The sequence below is a fragment of the Carnobacterium pleistocenium FTR1 genome (assembly GCF_000744285.1).
GTDB classification, from domain to species: domain Bacteria; phylum Bacillota; class Bacilli; order Lactobacillales; family Carnobacteriaceae; genus Carnobacterium_B; species Carnobacterium_B pleistocenium.
The window spans coordinates 674866-692186 of record NZ_JQLQ01000002.1 but is presented as its reverse complement, the minus strand read 5'-3'; the positions used below and the strand labels follow the sequence as shown (position 1 = coordinate 692186).

Below are 17321 nucleotides of genomic sequence, written 5' to 3'. Positions count from 1 at the left end.
AGCAAGATTTGTCAAGCAGAAAAACGATAGGTTGTTTGTGAAAAATACTTCTCTCCCGGTTTTAAAATGATGGATTGGAAATGGGGATGATGGACAGCATCTGGCAGCTCTTGCGTTTCTAGAGCAATCCCTAGGTGACTGCACATTTTTTTGCCCATCACTACATACTCTTCATCCATTCCGGTCGTCGAAAAAACGACGACTGCTTCTCGAGTCGTACGAATCGCTAATTGCCGACCACTTTCTGGTTCACTAAGCAACACGTTTCCAGTAGTTAATTTAAAAGGTGTGTCATAGCCAGCAGGCTGTTTTGCCAATGCTTCGCTCATAAAAATAGGCGTTCGAAAATCATAAGGTGTTCCATCAACTGGGCATAACCTTCCCGTTGGACATTTATCAGCTCCAACTTCAGCATAAGCAGCGCTGGCAATTTGCAATTTATGGTTTAGAATGGTCCGTTTGACCGATCCGCTCAAATTGAAATACGTATGGTTCGTCGGATTGAACAAGGTTGTTGCATCCGTCTCTGCTCGAATATCCATAGTCCAAACAGCCTTTTCGGTCCATCGATAAACCACTTTTACCGTTAAGTTTCCTGGATATCCGTTGTCTCCAGCTGGACTTATATGCGTGAAGATAATATCGATAAAATCAACAGCTTTATTCACTTCAGTGTCCCATACGATTTGACTGAAATTAGCTTGTCCGCCATGGATGTGGTGTAACCCTTCATTTTGAGTCAATTTATGCGTATCCCATATTCCATTTTTGATCCGTCCAGCTACTCGTCCAACTACCGCACCAAAATAAGGCGAATCCTCAATGTACTCTTCAAGAGTATCAAAACCCAACACCACATTTTCACAGTCCCCATTTTTATCAGGTACTTCAATACTGGACACGATCGCTCCGTAATTTAAGCACTTAAAAACAGCACCTTGTTTAGTGGTCAGTTGGTATTCTATTATCTCTTGATCGGCTATCCAACCGAATCGTCGTTTAGTGAACTCCAACAGACTCTGCCCAAACAGCGGTCAATAAATCTGCAGTCAACTCATTGGTCGAGGCAACAACTTTAGCAGCTGCTCTCAATGTGGTCTCGTCTCCAACGGCTACTGCTGCCATGCCGGCGCTATTGATCGATTGAACTCCTGCTGCTGCATCTTCGATCCCGATGCACTCTTGAACAGACACGTTCAATTGCTTAGCTCCTGTTTCAAAAATTTCTGGGTGAGGTTTTCCTGCAGCTAATTTAGCTGGGTCGACGATCGTATCAAAGAAGTCTTCCAAGCCTAATTTTCCTAAAATATTGGGTCCGTTTTGACTTGCTGAAGCCAGTCCCAATAGAATACCTTTTGCTTTTAGGTCGATCAATAAGGTTTTGATTCCAGGCAATATATCCTCAGCAGACATTTGCTCAATCATTTTTTTGTAGACATCATTTTTCTTAGTTGCTAAGGCCTCTTTTTCTACAATTGTAAACTTTTCTTCTAAGCCGTCTTTAGCTAAGATCAAAGCTAAAGAATCCGTTCGGCTGACGCCTTTCAATTGTTCATTGAATGCCTCGTCTATTTCAACTCCTAATTCCGCACCTAACGCCTTCCATGCTTGATAATGGTAATTAGCTGTGTCTGTCAGAATTCCGTCTAAATCAAATAATACAGCTTTCATTTTGTCTCCACCTTCCTATTTTACTACTGCTGTTGCAGCATTTGTTGCACAAGTATATTGATTTTCTAATATAATAACTTTTTCGTAGACTTTCATTTCTAACGGTTCACCGGACACTAATTCAATCGTTGTAGCCGTTTGAGATACAGTGATTTTCAATAAGCGTCCGCGATAATTGATATGGAATTCATAATGAGTCCAGTTTGTCGGTAATAATGGCGCAAAAGCCAATATTTCATTTGCTGTACGCATACCAGCAAAACCTTCTACGATCGTTAACCAGCTACCCGTCATCGATGTAATATGCAGCCCATCTTGTGTATCGTTATTGTAATTGTCTAGATCTAATCGAGCTGAACGGCCATATAATTCAACTGCCTTATCCATTCGGTGTAGATCTGCTGCCAAAATTGCATGAATACTTGGTGAAAGACTTGATTCATGAACAGTCATTGGTTCATAGAAATCAAAATTACGCTGTTTCTCTTCTTTCGTAAACTCTTCTTTAAAGAAATAAATACCTTGCAAGACATCCGCTTGCTTAATGAAAGGCGAACGCAAAATTTTATCCCATGACCAATTCTGACTCAACGGCAAATCACTTGGGGCTAATTCAGTAACCGGACGCAAATCTTTATCCATAAAGGTATCGTGTTGGATGAATACGCCTTTTTCAGTATCATATGGGTAATACATTTTTGAACTAATCGCTTTCCATTCATTTAATTCCGTTTCCGTTACGGTCAACGCCGTTTTTTTGTTTGGAGCTTTTTCTAAAGCCGCCAACGTATAGTTCAATGTCCAAACTGCCATCGTATTTGTATACCAATTGTTGTTAACATTATTTTCATATTCATTCGGACCTGTGACACCATGCATCATATATTGATCTTTTCCTTGGTTATAGTGAATACGGTCTGCCCAGAAACGGCTGATTCCCACTAAAACATCCAATCCTTTATCTACTAAGTAACTTTCATCACCGGTATAATTCGTATAATTGTAAATAGCATACGCCATTGCCCCATTACGGTGAATTTCTTCAAATGTGATTTCCCATTCATTGTGGCATTCAACCCCAGTGAACGTTACCATTGGGTAAAGTGCTCCTTTTAATCCTTGTTGACGCGCATTGTGTTCAGCTTGCGGCAATTGATTGTGTCGATAAGTCAGTAAATTTTTTGCCACTTTTTGATCAGCCAAAGCTAAGTACAATGGAACGGCATACGCTTCTGTGTCCCAGTATGTTGCTCCACCGTATTTTTCACCCGTAAAGCCTTTTGGTCCAATATTTAAACGCTCATCTTCACCATAATAAGTTGAGAATAGTTGAAATAAATTGTAGCGGATCCCTTGTTGTGCAGCACTATCGCCTCCGATGACCACATCCGCTTTCGCCCAACGCTCTTCCCATAACTCAGCGTGTTGTTTTCTTAATTCTGCAAAAGAGACAGGTATTAAGTCCGCACTCAATGCTTGACTGCGTGTCCCTACTTCTTCTTTTGAACTGTCTCGCGAAGTTGTTAAAATAACTAACTTTTCAATAGATGCTTGTTCACCTGCTGCTAGTTTCCCAACAAACTCCTCATTGACGCACATATCTGATACGGTATCACAGATTTTCTCAACGCCGAACGTGCGGTTCAACATCGTAGCAGCTACTGTAAATTGTTCGATTCCAAAATCATTTGGTTTCGTTTCGACAATCAATGTGTCTTTAGCCGCCATAACCGGAAGCCAGAATTTTTCTTCATAATTTGAATCTTCATTCGTGACATTACTGTCTAAACCTGGAACAAAACGGATATCAACGGCTTCATTCAAGCTGGTCACGTTCATTCGAATCGCACACAATTCTTTTTGAGCTAGGCTAACAAATCGTTCAACTTCTACTAGTACTTGCTTATTCTTCTTCTCAACGATATAGCGGCGCGATAAAATCCCCGTCTGCATATCCAACTCCATTTCAAATTCACGGATGGTATCGGTATATAGATCTACTGGCTCTCCATCTATAAACAAGTCTAATTGGATAAAATTCATCGAATTGATCACTTTACCAAAGTAATCGGGGTAACCATTTTTCCACCAGCCGACACGCGTTTTATCCGGATACCACACACCTGCTAAATAACTTCCTTGATGATGATCGCCTGAATAGCGTTCTTCAAAATTTCCACGCATGCCCATATACCCATTTCCAATACTGGTCAAGCTTTCTTGTAATCGTCTTTGTTTTTTATCTAATGTTTGCGTTGCGATTTTCCATTCATCTAATTCAAATAATCGTTTATTTCCCATTTTTCTTCCTCCTCTACCTGCTTCATTTATGTATCTTAAACTATACAGCAGACTTTTTAATGTTCTACCGCAATCATAAACGCAAACGATTGCGTTGTCAATTTCATTTCTTCATAAACTCTATCACTATTCATTATAATGTACTATAGATAAGAATTTCTAAAATGGCGGTTTAATGAAATATTCTGTTACCGTTAACAACATCTCATTTTCGTTTACTTATCTAGAAATCGCTTGCAAGTTAAATTTTTAATAGGTATAATCAAAGCAATCGTTTGCATTGATTATACCTATTTGAGGAGATGAACAAAAATGAAAAAAATGTTTTCATTTGATTTTTGGCAAAAACTTGGGAAGGCTCTAATGGTCGTTATTGCTGTTATGCCTGCTGCAGGTTTAATGATTAGTATCGGAAAAATGATCGTCATGTTTGGAGGCGATGTTCAATTACTAGCCGTCATAGGAAATGTGATGGAAAGCTTAGGTTGGGGTGTCATTGGGAATTTACATATTCTTTTTGCTGCTGCTATTGGGGGCTCATGGGCTAAAGAACGAGCTGGTGGAGCTTTTGCTGCATTGTTAGCCTTTATTTTAATGAATGTTACTACCGGTGCTATTTTTGGTGTATCAGCTGACATGTTGGTTACTGAAGGTGCTACAACAAAAACCTTATTTGGTTCAGAAATTTTAGTTAACGGATACTTCACATCTGTCCTTGGTGCTCCTGCCTTAAACATGGGTGTTTTCATTGGAATCATTTCAGGTTTTGTTGGAGCAATCGTTTTTAACAAATATTACAACTACCGGAAATTACCAGAGGCTCTTTCCTTCTTTAACGGAAAACGCTTTGTTCCTTTCGTAGTCATCTTATGGTCTGTGATTGTTTCTGTCGGCTTGGCAATTTTTTGGCCAATCGTTCAAACGGGAATCAACAATTTTGGTCAATGGATCGCAACATCTGGTGATACGGCTCCTGTTCTAGCACCATTCATTTACGGAACACTAGAACGTCTCTTATTGCCTTTTGGATTGCATCATATGTTGACCATCCCAGTAAACTACACAGCACTTGGCGGAACTTACACGGTCTTGACGGGTGCAAATGTAGGCACTCAAGTGTTTGGTCAAGACCCATTGTGGTTAGCTTGGGTAAGCGATCTAGTAAACTTGAAAAATAGCGGCGATACGGCAGCTTATAATGATTTATTAACATCTATCACTCCTGCTCGTTTCAAAGTTGGTCAAATGATTGGAGCTACCGGAACCTTATTGGGTGTAGCTTTAGCGATGTATCGTCGAACAGATGCTGATAAACGCAAAAAATATAAATCTATCTTTTTCTCAGCAGCTATTGCGGTCTTCTTAACAGGAGTTACCGAACCACTTGAATTTATGTTTATGTTTGCAGCACCTTTCTTATATGTTATTTATGCAGTACTTCAAGGACTCTCATTTGCTTTAGCTGATCTTATTCCATTACGCGTTCATTCTTTTGGAAACTTAGAATTTCTAACGCGGATTCCAATGTCCGTAAATGCCGGTTTAATGTGGGATGTCATTAACTTTGTCCTTAGTAGCATCGTTTTCTTTGGACTTGCCTATTTTATTTCTTATTACTTGATCGGTCGTTTCAACATTGCAACACCTGGTCGTTTAGGCAACTATATTGATGAAGCTTCTATTGAAGACACCGATTCAGTTACTGCCTCAACAGGAGAAACTGTTTCAGCAGCAAGCGCACAAGTTCAAAATATTATCGCACTTTTAGGTGGCCCAACAAATATCGCTGATGTTGATGCTTGTATGACTCGTTTACGAGTTACTGTAAAAGATCCCGCAATCGTCGGCGATGAACCTGCCTGGAAAAAACTAGGCGCTTTAGGATTGATTAAAAAAAATAATGGCATCCAAGCTGTCTATGGTCCAAAAGCAGACGTCTTAAAGTCAGATATCCTGGATGCTTTAGGAGAATAATAGTTGAAGTTATTAACATTAAATACTCACAGTTGGTTAGAAGAACAGCCGTATGATAAATTGGATACGCTTATCGAAACCATTTTGGTAAATCAGTTCGATGTGATTGCTTTCCAAGAAATAAACCAATCCATCGATGAATCTGTTCTCGATCTGTCAAATCACTTCGCTTATCAAGCGGCTGACCCTACTGTCCAAATCAAGCGAAATAATTTTGCTTTTCTTGTACAGCAAAAATTAGAACAAGCTGGTCTACGATATATTTGGACTTGGCAGCCAGCCCACATTGGCTATGATATTTATGATGAAGGTTTAGCATTTTTGAGCCTTCATCCGATCCAGGAAATCAAAACCTTTTATGCTTCTAAAAGCAGAGCGTTTGATAATTATAAAACGCGTCCTGTATTAGGCGTTCAAATCGAAGACAGCTGGTACTTTAATCTTCATTTAGGTTGGTGGAATGATGAAGACGATTCTTTTAAAGAGCAATGGGCAGTGTGTTCAGCTTTTTTCAAAACGTTGATCGGACCAATTTACTTGATGGGTGATTTTAATAATCCAGCACAAAAAATCAATGAAGGTTATGAATTAGTGACCAGAGACTGGTTTGATACTTTCCATCTGGCAGATAAACGGGATAAAGGGTATACCGTAGAAAAAAACATTGACGGTTGGGCTGAAAATAATGAAAAGTTAAGAATCGATTTCATTTTTACAAATCACCCCTTTGAAGTTGATGCCTCAAAAGTCTTTTTCAATGGCAGAAATAATCCAATTGTTTCGGACCATTATGGTGTCAGCATCAACCTTGCAACTGCAGAAGAACAAACCACCGTTTGATTCAACAAAAAATTCTCGACTCACAATCTTTTTGGATTGTAGGTCGGGAGCTTTTTTTGTCTTTCTTTTTGATCTAATACTCCATCTTCATATATTATTTTTCAAATTAGTTTTAGAGTCTAATTCAAAAACAAAACAAGATTCTATCTAATTTCATGTATCCATAGATACTTCCACCTACAGTCTCTATAATCAGACGAAAAGAGAAATAGTAGAAAAAAAGGGCTATCATGCTAGAAACACTTCCGTTTAGACGTTTTTATTTCATTTGCTCATTTTTCAATTGGTATTATTCCATTTAGATTTAGTATTATTGTACAGATAACTGAATTCTTTATTTTAGCTTGAGACAAATAGAAGTTTGACATATTAAAACACATGTTGTATTATGGTATGTTTAGGTTATTTAATACATAAAAACCTGCATAAAATAAAAAAGGTGATGAATTATAATGGCAAAAAACATATCAGAATCAGGGGTATATGAAATAATAGTTAATAATTTAAAGAAAGAAGTTCAAATTCTTGTTGAAGGATCAATGATGCCTACTCAAGCGGAAGAATTTATTGCAGAATATAAGAAGACTGTTGGTCCACTAGAAGCAAAGGATTTAATTTTACGTCTTGACTGTCGAGATTTGAAATTAGTAACTCCAGAATTGGAACCATCGTTATCATTTTGTTACGATATGTACAAATCATCTGGTTTTAAACAAGTTATTTTTGAGATTATTGAAGCACCCTACTTGAAAATGCAATTAGGACGTTTAGCGCGTAAGGCTAAACTGACAAATGCGGAAGTAGTAATAGTAGACTAACAAGAAGTAAATCGAGCTGAAATCTGTGATATAACCGACTAATAATAATGGAAAAGGTTCTATTTATCGTTTTTCTGATAAATGGAACCTTTCGTTTTGCTAAAGTATGTGAACGAGTAAAAAGGAGAGTTTCAATAAATGACAAGCATTAGAATTAAGAGTATTGCTATTCATCATCCAGCAAACAAAGTTGAAAATGATTTTTATATCGACCATTTTAAAAATCTTACCGGTAAGGACCATACAAAATTTTTAAAAGATGTTTTAGGTCGAGATTCGCGACACATTATCGACAATGATGATGAAAATACAGTAACAATGGCTATTGAAGCTTCTAATAAAGTATTAAAAAAGTCAGGCGTTTTAGCTAAAGACTTAGATATGATTATGTTTACAACACAAGTCCCTGAATATATTTTCCCTACTAATGCTTCTATGCTGCACCGTGGACTTCAAGCAAGTTCAAACACCGGTATTTTAGATTTAAATGCTAATTGTTCAGGTATGACTGTTGCTTTAGACCAAGCGTCTAGATATTTAATGTCTAATCCTAGAATGAACAAATTGTTACTTGTAGGTTCAGACCATGCATCCTTAATTATGAACCCAACAGATAGTCTTACATATCCAGCATTCGGTGATATAGCTGTTGCACTTATTTTAGAACGTGTAGAAGAAGAAAATACTGGTTTAATTGATTCTATTTATCATACAACTTCAAGTCATTCTGATATGGTTACTTTCCCAAAAAATGGTTTATCTAAAGCACTTAAAAGTCAAGAGGGTGTCAAATACGTACAATGGTTACCTTTTGACGGCGGAATTGCTATGCCTCCTGCATACAAGATCATCGACGAACTGCTAGAACGTAATAATTTAACACCTAATGAAATAAAAGCTTACTGTTTATCACAATTTTCAATTGCAAATGTTAATAGAATGCAAGAACACTATGGTTTAGAAAAAGAAAAAATGATTTATATAGGTGACAAATATGGGTATTCCGGAACTTCAAGTCCCTTATTGGCTTTCTACGAAGGAATTGAACAAGGCACAATTAAACGTGGAGATAAAGTATTATTATGGACTGTTGGTGTAGGTTATAACTTAATTGCTGTTCTTTACCAGTATTAAAAAAACAATTAAGGTATAGTAACACTACTTTACAAGTTTTATGTCCTATAGAACTTAAACACTTGTAAAGTGGCTGGGACAGAAGTATTAAAAACAAAAAAGCGCATAAAATCAAACTGAGAAACGTTGATTTTATGCGCTTTTTTTCTATTTGGCTAATTCACAAAAAAATTCACTGTTTTATCCCCACCTTGGAGATATGATTCTATCCAATATCATATATATATTTGTTAATTCACAGAATTTATTTTAAAAACTGACTGGTTCATTTTCATGCTGCAACAGCTTTACATTATCGAGCCAAATTTTTCAAAATATTTTGCCACCCTTGGCGTTGAAGGTCCAAAGTATTTTGCTGTTCTACCTCAAAGCGTTCTTCTATCAAGCAACCATAAGGTTTCTCAAAGATGTTGATACGCACATTGCGCCCATCACCCAACACAAAACACAATCTTTTAGCAGGTTCAATTTCCGTATAGGTACCCCAAAAATCAAAAGACGAACTGCCATCCTTAGCAGCCATTTCGTAGTGAAATTCGCCTCCAATCTCTAAATTACTTTTAGCGCTTGGACAATACCAATCATCGCTAGCATAATTCCAAGACATTACTTTTTCAGGCGTGACAAGCTTTTCCCAAATCACCTCAGGACGATTGTGTGATCTTTCGCGAAGGGTTATCACCTTCCCAACGTTTGCACTAGTTTCAAGTAGAATCGCCATACGGTCAAAAGATTTTTCCCAGTTAACCTTAAACTCTTCGGCTTGTTCCTCTGGCAAATCTTGCTCTACTGCAAAGATACACCTACCATCTTCCTTCGGGATAAATCTATAATTCTCGAAGGCTGGTGCCCATTCATGAGCCAAAGGGGATTCATAGTCATTGACACCATTTACCACCAAGCCTAGATGCCTGATTGATATAAACTCTGGCCATTGACTTTCTACAATTTCCGATACCATGCCACTCTCTATTCCATGTTCATCTTCAGCCACAAAACGAATAGTACTACCCTTAGTCCAATCTCCATCAAAGTCTGAGCCTTCAGAGAAAGTTTCTGTCCAAAAATGATAATGATCCGGATCAACCACAAGTTCCCAAAGCAGTTCTGGACCGACATTAAAAGCCCTTTCAATTTGAATTCTAATCATAATTTTCTCCTTTCTTTTTCGTAATGATTGCACTCGTGAACATTGCCATCTAGCTGTTTTTATACTTGAATATAGGTTTATTCTTTATAAGCTCATGATAATATAGAAGTTATCAAAAATCAAAATATCTCTACTGTTTGTTTTATGTAACCAATTTAAAACAAGAATCTATTGCTTTTTAAGCATTAAATTCTTGTTCTAGTTCAACACATGATTCTATTCAAGCTCATAAATTAGTAAAAGTTTCTATCTAATTTTTAATTTCGTATTAAAAAACTTTGAGTTTATTAATTAAACTAATCATGCAGATATAAAGTTACCATTACCATATCTCCACCACTTTTTCCTATTGCATCTCTAATTTCCTTATTAATTGAGATGATTTTGTCTTCATTTTTTCTTGGAGCTAAAAAAATGTTATTTACTTCAAAATCATCAATTGTACCAGAAACTTTTAGGTGTCCCCATCTTCCTTTAATACAAGCTGTTCCTGGGAGTCTAAGATGGTGTGTCCATGTTCCAAATCCTTCTTTGTATTGTAACTCGAGTTCCTGATTGTCAATTATTTTGATCATTTTAAATACCCCACCCTCACTTAGTCTAATCATTATTTATTAAGTGAATAATATTATTTCTATTTTTATAACCAACTAGTTGACTAAAAATACTTGGCTTTAATTCCTTTATGATTTCTAAAGGTTCCCAAGCAATGTTCTGATTATTTTTATCTACGCCATAATAATTTCGCTGTACTTTTATTTTCCCTTTGTACACAAAAAGAAATTCATGATAATCTTTTTTAGATTGTTTTTCAAAGAAAAAATTTTCAATTATTGAAAATAATTCTATTTCGTAAAAAACTTCTCCTGTTTCTTCAAAAACTTCACGTTTTATTGCCTCTATGGTAGTCTCAGAAAATTTCACTCTGCCACCAGGTAAAGAAATTATTCCTCCAGGAAATTTTGAAACTAATATCCTGTTCTGACTTTCTAACCATGCCGCTACTCTGATGTTTAGCTTTCCCAAATTTGTATCTAAAGTTAAATCCATATTGAATTACTCCTCAATGCTTATTTAAAAGAATGACTGTAAGTTGAAAATATGACTTGTCTTGAAAAGGTTCTTTATACACAACTTTATCTAATTTCGTGTATTCATTAAGTATTATAAAATGCGTGTTATATTATATTAATTTTTCTTTAACATTAGGCTTTTGGTAACGATTACTATTGTAATAAATATGATTTATTGGTTCAATATAATTGTAAGAAAAAAATAGAAAAGGTGGTTTTTAATAATGGCTCATTTCTTTAGTTCTTATTGGTGGATGTTTTCAGGAATATTTATTATGGCTAGTATTTTAATTACTTTGAATTTAATAAAAGTAATTAGTTTTAAGAAAGACCTCTCTTTTAATTTAAAACTAGTTGATTTAGTAATATCCTTAGGAATATTATTTTTATTAGTTTCTGCTAATTTATTTTCAGGAGTACTGTATGATCAATTTAACTTAGCAACAGATAACCTGTTACTTATACTAACATTTTATTCAGGAATTTTGTTTTTAATACAAATTTTTTATACCTTTAAGAAAACTAAAAAAGTAATTATTCATTATTAAAAAAAACTCAAATTGGTTTATTTCCTTCTTAATTTTTTCTTGAGAAATAAAAAAAGTCCCGATAAAAAGGAACTTTTTTATTTTTGTACTTATTCTTGGCGGACGTTAATTATTATAGATTTTAAATACATAAAAAGTTGAATTATTGGTTCAGTGATAATCATATAAAAAATGAAATGGAGAGCTTATATTTGATTAAAAAACAAAAACGTTTTTCAACATTAAGCACCACCTTTATATCAATTTATATTATCCTATTTTTATCAACTGGTTTAGATAAGATAGGGACATATAACATATGGTTTGCATTTTCATTATCTGTTTTTCTATCTGTTGGAGGATTTATTCTATCAATTTTGTCCATTAGTGGAAAAGGAAAACGAGAAGTTCCTTACTTACTAATACTATTCTCTTTTTTATTAATTCTCTTTACAGTTCTTATATTTCTTTTACCTGAAGCCGGAATACCACCTTATATACAACTATTTTCAAATTAATTAATAGCTATTTTGTAGAAAGACTACGCTGTACTTCTGCAGATACAGCAGATTTTTGGATTCGCAAACTGCTTATATAGTGGTTAATAGATAAGAATCAACATGCTCCAATAAAATTATTTACACACACTTTTATGGAAAATTACAAATAGCCCCATATATGTCTAAGTATGGCAAAAATAATTAGCGCCCAAATAGTCCATTTTCTATTTGTATAATTAGTTTTCATTCTTATCTTTAATTTGTTTAATTTAGATTTCATTAACTAAACTCCTTATCAAACCTATAATAAATACAATGTTAATTATATTCCCTTAAGAAAATTTTTAGCAGTGTTAAAATAATTATGTAGTGAAGTGTTTTCTAAATTTGACAATAAGGAGAAATGTCCAATGTTAAATTATATAGTCATTAGCGGAATTGCTATTAGTATTCTGTTCATTTTATCAGAAGTTGGGATCAACGTACTTGGAAATATGATAAAAACTAAGAGAGCAGTAGGAATTCCAATAAAAATTCAATTAGTTCATGCATTGAAAAATAAATTCTTCTCAAAATAGTCTTATAAATTAACGTTTTCTCCCTACCATTCTTTTCAAAGGTTGTGTATTTTAATAGCACTTATGTACTTATTTTCTTACGCATAAATATATTTTACTGATACTAGTTACTGTTTTTCTTTAAGGAAAGCTAGTATTTCACAAGAATACCTCGTATTAATAAGCTTCTTAGTACGCATCTTTAGACAATTTCATTTACTCTTATTAGCTAAATTTTTTAGCCGATAACTATTAAAAAAAAGAAACTACCAATAATTATGATGAACCCCAAAATAAGCAGAGTCATATATATTGCAAATGTAAGTGACGTTAAAGACGCGCTAAGATTCATTATAGGCCCAAAAGCAAGTAGAGAATAATAAAGGATATAGCCCGACTTCGTCGACGTGATCTCAACTGTATCGCCATCTTTGACGTTTATTTCATTACTTTTAGAACCAAAGTGAGTTGCCTGCAAATATGATTCATCATTTTGAATAGTAAGTTCTATTTTTTGAGAATCTGCAATCTTTAATACTTTTTCTCCATTCATTTTCAGTGAGATTTTTGAACCCATACCCAACCAACCAGTATTTCGTTTTATTGTAACTGCCATCTCTTCATTCCTTTCCTGAAAACACTTTGATCTTATTCTCTAAACATAATATTGAAAACTAACTACTTATATTCTGCAGTTTTCACTTGTAGAATAGCGGAAATTTCATCTATAAATCGCTCTTTTATTAGAAAAGAAATCTTGAATAGCATCTTTATGTTGTTTATTAGCAATTTCCGGAAGATTTTTTTGAGAAAAAAATTTCAACTCTAAAGTCTCTTCTATATCTCCAGCAACTAATTCTCCTCTAATTACTTTGAAGATAAACATTGTTGTGATAGTCTGTGCTTTATCTCCGTTAGGATAAGTATCAAAGTAAGCTGAATAAATGCCTAATAGAGAATCAACTTCGACCTGTAATCCAGTTTCTTCAGTTACCTCTCTTTTAGCTGCTTGCTCCACACTTTCCCCTTTTTCAACTGCTCCACCAGGTAAACCCCATAACTGCTTATCAGCTCTTAATTGCAATAGAACTTCATTTTTTTCATTGGTAACTATGCCACCTGAAAAATTTAAAATTATTTCTTTATGCCCCACATAATTTCTAATCCATTTAATATAATTCATTATTTCAATCCTCTTCAAACTTACTTAATTCTATAATACTAAATTTTACTTAACGATAAACTCTAGACAATTTACAGATTCATATAGAAAGAATATTAATTAAGTAGGAGCAATTGAGCAATTATTTCAGAACTACCCGGTAGTAGCATAATTAACGAGATGACAATAAACAAAACCCCTATAATAAGCGACATACTTACAATTTTAACTGAACGTGAAACGTCTTTGTTTAGCATACCTGCTACAAGAAGAGCAACACCTATAAAGAGGATTAAAAAATACCAAAAACCCATTCTATCTCCTACTTTCTTTTATCTTTATTTCTGAATGAAGTATACCTTTTAATCTTATATAATTATTGTTATGTTTATATTAAGATTTAAATGACACTATTTATTAGGTTGATATGTAAGACATTTATTTTCTATATTCATTTCTATTTTTCTTGTGATTTTTTTGCAAATTCTTTTCAAAAAGTATCCAGCACCTCTTTTGACAAGGTGTTGGATACGTGGCTTAAGTAACTTCTGTATTACTCTATTTGATTGTTGCTTTTCACATTTTCATATAAATGAACACATTGATTTTTCTTTACTGGCATTTCTAAATAATCAAATAATATGATTATTTGTTCAATAGTTTGAGCGTCGCTTTTTTTTGTATCAATTATACCTATTAATTCTTTAAAGAAAGACAGCATAACTTTTTCATACATTTTATTGTTAGTTTCAGACATACTTTTCTTTAATTCCTTGTAAAAATAAGTGCTTTTTTCAATATCATTTTTAGTTATAAAGACCACTAAAATATTTGTAAGTAATGAAAATACCTCATTGCTATATCTTCTTAATTGAGAAAAGTACTCTAACTTTTCTTTTGCTTTTTTATGCAACAATAAAAGCAACTCTTCTGGAAAAAAATCTAACGAATTAGTAAATAATACTAGCTCATAGTATGTCCATTCGTCGCATTCAAGAAGATAATCTTTTAATATTTTTAAACTTTCTATATTATTTTTTTCTTTCAAAATATAACTAATTGTAAGGTCCGTTAGCGAGGAATAGTGTAAATGTTTTATTTTATTAGTACTTTTATATGCTTCAATAGCAGTGTTTCTTAGTAATTTTAGACTTTCTAAATCATTTAAATAAAAAGAATGAGTATACTCATTATAGAAATTGTAGTCATTATCCATATTATTCTTTTTATTATAAATATAATAGAATTCATCTAAAGACACATTTAAATTACTTATTATTTTGAATAATTTTACAGTTGTAGTATCGCTCAAACCTTTTTCAAATCTAGATATTGCTGGCCGACTTAAAATACCAGTATAGACATTTCCTGATTTTATTTTTTTAGATAGCCGAATGTATTTAACCACTTCTCCAGTTTTTATATTATCACCTTCTCTTGTTACTTATTGTTAACATTTTACCATGTAAATCAATTGAAATGGTATTATTAAGAATGGTATTACTACTTTTAAAATACACAAAGGCTAAATTGAACATAGTATGTATGGCATGGCCGCTCCAATTCTTTGCTTGCAGAGCTAGTTCATTTAAGAAAAACCATTAAGTAAGCATATCTTACTTAATAAACTAGGAGGATGAATCATGGAGTTAGCTGAAAGATTAAAACATGAACGTGAAGAAAGAAAAATGTCCCAGTCTTTTGTTGCGAAAGAACTAAATATTCCTATACAATTATTATCTAGCTGGGAGTTAGGTAAAAGTAATCCTGATTTGGAGATGATTCAACTACTGAGTGAATTTTATAATTTTTCTATAGACGAATTACTTAATAACACTCCACCAAAAAAAGCAACTGCACTTTTTTTAGACTCTATTTCTAAAATGGCTTCAGAAGATATAATTGAACTGCTTATTTTAGGAATTGGTCTACCAATTATTATTTTTGCTATCTTCTTCTAACCCAGTAGTAAATAAGATAAAATGATTTTTATATAATTGAATTTTTACAGGAATAATTTATGAGAAGTACCGATAAGAACAAGAGACTATCTTTTTTTAGCAATACGTAATTTCATATATACTTTTCTGTTTTAAATCTAATTCCTTTGTTCCCTTGGAAAATAATCCATTTAAAAAATGTGAATCATTTAAGATCCCTCATTAAATTTAGCAAAAAAAAAAACTGTATGACCTAGTATAAAAGGCAGACAGTTTAGTTTAGATTAATTAGTCATTTTCAACAGATAAAAGTTCGCCAGTTTCAGCATTTAAATGAACATCTACTTCGTTCATTCCTTCTTTAAATTCTCCTGTGAACAAAGGTGTATTTGTGTCTTCATCTGCTTCTAAATTCCATGAAGTAAGTACCGCATTTGGAGCTTCTTCCTCAGATTTCGTAATCAATTCATCAATAGTCATTAAAGCATCTACCATTAATTCTTGCTCATCATTGTCTGAATCTTTCATTTCCGTTTTGTTTTTTGTTTCTTCTCCGTTTTCAGCATTTATTTCCCATTCAATTTCTTGAGTATCATCGAATCCACTAATTTCAAAAGTATATTCGCCAAAATCTTTGTCAAAATCAATTGAAGAAATAACTGCTGTTGGATATGCTTCTTGAAAATCAGCAATAGCTTGTTCATATGTAACTGAAAAGCTCTTCCCTTCAAAGTTTTCTGACACAGAACTAGAAGAATCTGTTCCTGTCGTAGTTGAACTTGTTGAATTATTAGTAGGGGCTTCTGTGCTGCCACATGCTGCTAAAAGTATTAGCGCACTCCCGCTGACCAATCCTATTTTTACTGTCGATAACATCGTATCATCTCCTCTTATTGAACTTCTATCATACCAAATTAATTAAAAACTTACTACCTTTTAATTAATTTGGTATGATAGAAGTATTTTAAGTACTGTTATTTGGAAACAACAAAAAATTTCGATTTATTCATAAAAGAGAATAGGAACAGGAAGAACAAATAAAACCTTATTAAAAAACGGCAGCTCCTCCAAGATAACGATAAACTAAAATTTTTAATGAATTGGCGGCAGCTCTAGAAACGGCCATAAAGACACCTAATATGGCGTTAGCGCCCAGTCGTTGTTTATTAGGTCGTTCCATCTACTGTTGTTAATATTACTTATCCTTTTAGTCTGTCCCCACCATCCTAAATTCAACTGCTCCTTTTTCCCCAGTAGAGGAACCTGAAGAGACAACTGCTTTAATCAATTGGATAGTTGCTGACATACTGTTTTCTCCTTTAATTTTAACAACAAAAATGACATCTACCTAAATAAACGCAGGAAATTACGTTTATTTAGGCAAGTGTCATTAATCCTATCTACTATTTATGATAGTTAAAAGGGGTTTATAATTTTTAGTGTTGATAGATTTAATCTAATCACATACTTGAAAATTCTGGAGGAATAGGATTTGCTTGTAGCCGTGCATTGGATTCAATGCGAATAACAGAGCGTTAATGCTTCAGCGATTACGATCTGTTGAGGCTTGAAAGCCTTAAGACTATGGTTTTCAGGCTTAAGGTGGTCCCATGGCTATACAAGCAAAAACGTCTATTCCATAAGAAATTTCTTTTTGAAGTATAAACATTATTT

18 protein-coding genes and 2 pseudogenes are annotated in these 17321 nt (G+C 33.8%); 8 read left to right on the top strand and 12 right to left on the bottom strand.

The genetic code is table 11. From position 1 onward, the window contains the following. Positions 1-11: 11 nt before the first annotated feature. The 3 genes from BP17_RS03535 to BP17_RS03525 are packed head-to-tail and all read right to left on the bottom strand — an operon-like array spanning position 12 to position 3972. Positions 12-1013, bottom strand: coding sequence for an aldose epimerase family protein (locus tag BP17_RS03535; RefSeq protein ID WP_035051705.1), 1002 nt, complete (start codon positions 1011-1013; stop codon positions 12-14). Next, a complete protein-coding gene (gene pgmB, locus BP17_RS03530) occupies positions 1000-1671 on the bottom strand; it encodes a beta-phosphoglucomutase (protein ID WP_035051702.1) in 672 nt (223 codons plus the stop codon). Before pgmB ends, BP17_RS03535 begins: the two co-directional genes overlap by 14 nt. Positions 1672-1686: 15 nt before the next feature. Further along, a complete protein-coding gene (locus tag BP17_RS03525; protein ID WP_035051700.1) occupies positions 1687-3972 on the bottom strand; it encodes a glycoside hydrolase family 65 protein in 2286 nt (761 codons plus the stop codon). Positions 3973-4284: 312 nt separating this feature from the next. Between BP17_RS03525 and BP17_RS03520 the strand changes: the two are divergent. The 4 genes and pseudogenes from BP17_RS03520 to BP17_RS03505 form a co-directional block, all read left to right on the top strand. Then, positions 4285-5937 (top strand): annotated as a pseudogene (locus tag BP17_RS03520) (PTS transporter subunit IIBC); the annotation flags it as partial. A 12-nt stretch (positions 5938-5949) separates the two neighbouring features. After that, positions 5950-6786, top strand: a complete 837-nt coding sequence (locus BP17_RS03515) for an endonuclease/exonuclease/phosphatase family protein (protein WP_035051696.1) — start codon at positions 5950-5952, stop codon at positions 6784-6786. Positions 6787-7238: 452 nt separating this feature from the next. Beyond that, complete coding sequence (locus BP17_RS03510; protein WP_035051694.1) at positions 7239-7604, top strand: hypothetical protein; 366 nt, start codon at positions 7239-7241, stop codon at positions 7602-7604. A 138-nt stretch (positions 7605-7742) separates the two neighbouring features. Then, a complete protein-coding gene (locus BP17_RS03505; RefSeq protein ID WP_035051691.1) occupies positions 7743-8738 on the top strand; it encodes a ketoacyl-ACP synthase III in 996 nt (331 codons plus the stop codon). A 292-nt stretch (positions 8739-9030) separates the two neighbouring features. On the opposite strand, the gene BP17_RS13250 is transcribed toward BP17_RS03505, so the two are convergent. From BP17_RS13250 to BP17_RS03490, 3 genes are all read right to left on the bottom strand, one after another. Further along, a complete protein-coding gene (locus BP17_RS13250) occupies positions 9031-9888 on the bottom strand; it encodes an SRPBCC family protein (protein ID WP_084676252.1) in 858 nt (285 codons plus the stop codon). Positions 9889-10184: 296 nt separating this feature from the next. After that, the gene (locus tag BP17_RS03495; RefSeq protein WP_035051689.1) at positions 10185-10463 is read right to left on the bottom strand and encodes a DUF1905 domain-containing protein; all 279 of its coding nucleotides are present in this window, start codon (positions 10461-10463) and stop codon (positions 10185-10187) included. A 25-nt stretch (positions 10464-10488) separates the two neighbouring features. Further along, entirely contained in the window at positions 10489-10938 is a 450-nt protein-coding gene (locus BP17_RS03490; protein ID WP_035051687.1) for an NUDIX domain-containing protein, read from the bottom strand. A 247-nt stretch (positions 10939-11185) separates the two neighbouring features. On the opposite strand from BP17_RS03490, the gene BP17_RS03485 reads away from it, so the two are divergent. The 3 genes from BP17_RS03485 to BP17_RS13355 all read left to right on the top strand — a co-directional run bounded on the left by BP17_RS03485 (position 11186) and on the right by BP17_RS13355 (position 12566). Beyond that, positions 11186-11509 (top strand): hypothetical protein, encoded by a 324-nt coding sequence (locus tag BP17_RS03485; RefSeq protein WP_035051685.1) that lies wholly within the window; start codon positions 11186-11188, stop codon positions 11507-11509. A 191-nt stretch (positions 11510-11700) separates the two neighbouring features. Beyond that, the gene (locus BP17_RS03480) at positions 11701-12006 is read left to right on the top strand and encodes a hypothetical protein (protein WP_035051683.1); all 306 of its coding nucleotides are present in this window, start codon (positions 11701-11703) and stop codon (positions 12004-12006) included. A 392-nt stretch (positions 12007-12398) separates the two neighbouring features. Continuing rightward, the gene (locus BP17_RS13355; protein ID WP_156955994.1) at positions 12399-12566 is read left to right on the top strand and encodes a hypothetical protein; all 168 of its coding nucleotides are present in this window, start codon (positions 12399-12401) and stop codon (positions 12564-12566) included. Between the two features lie 217 nt (positions 12567-12783). Here BP17_RS13355 and BP17_RS03475 read toward each other — a convergent pair whose 3' ends face one another. The 4 genes from BP17_RS03475 to BP17_RS03460 form a co-directional block, all read right to left on the bottom strand. After that, positions 12784-13161: a hypothetical protein gene (locus BP17_RS03475; RefSeq protein WP_035051681.1), complete on the bottom strand. Its 378-nt coding sequence runs from the start codon at positions 13159-13161 to the stop codon at positions 12784-12786. 105 nt (positions 13162-13266) lie between these two features. Then, entirely contained in the window at positions 13267-13728 is a 462-nt protein-coding gene (locus BP17_RS03470; protein ID WP_084676250.1) for an NUDIX hydrolase, read from the bottom strand. 95 nt (positions 13729-13823) lie between these two features. After that, on the bottom strand, positions 13824-14021 hold the full coding sequence (locus BP17_RS03465) for a hypothetical protein (protein WP_035051679.1): 198 nt from the start codon (positions 14019-14021) through the stop codon (positions 13824-13826). A 239-nt stretch (positions 14022-14260) separates the two neighbouring features. Then, positions 14261-15115, bottom strand: coding sequence for an Rgg/GadR/MutR family transcriptional regulator (locus tag BP17_RS03460; RefSeq protein ID WP_035051677.1), 855 nt, complete (start codon positions 15113-15115; stop codon positions 14261-14263). A 235-nt stretch (positions 15116-15350) separates the two neighbouring features. On the opposite strand from BP17_RS03460, the gene BP17_RS13025 reads away from it, so the two are divergent. Then, positions 15351-15668: a helix-turn-helix domain-containing protein gene (locus BP17_RS13025; RefSeq protein WP_051910434.1), complete on the top strand. Its 318-nt coding sequence runs from the start codon at positions 15351-15353 to the stop codon at positions 15666-15668. A 267-nt stretch (positions 15669-15935) separates the two neighbouring features. Here the strand turns inward: BP17_RS13025 and BP17_RS03450 are convergent, their stop codons facing one another. Further along, complete coding sequence (locus tag BP17_RS03450; protein ID WP_035051675.1) at positions 15936-16523, bottom strand: PepSY domain-containing protein; 588 nt, start codon at positions 16521-16523, stop codon at positions 15936-15938. A 187-nt stretch (positions 16524-16710) separates the two neighbouring features. After that, a pseudogene (locus tag BP17_RS13725) lies at positions 16711-16815 on the bottom strand (hypothetical protein); the annotation flags it as partial. Positions 16816-17321: the final 506 nt, after the last annotated feature.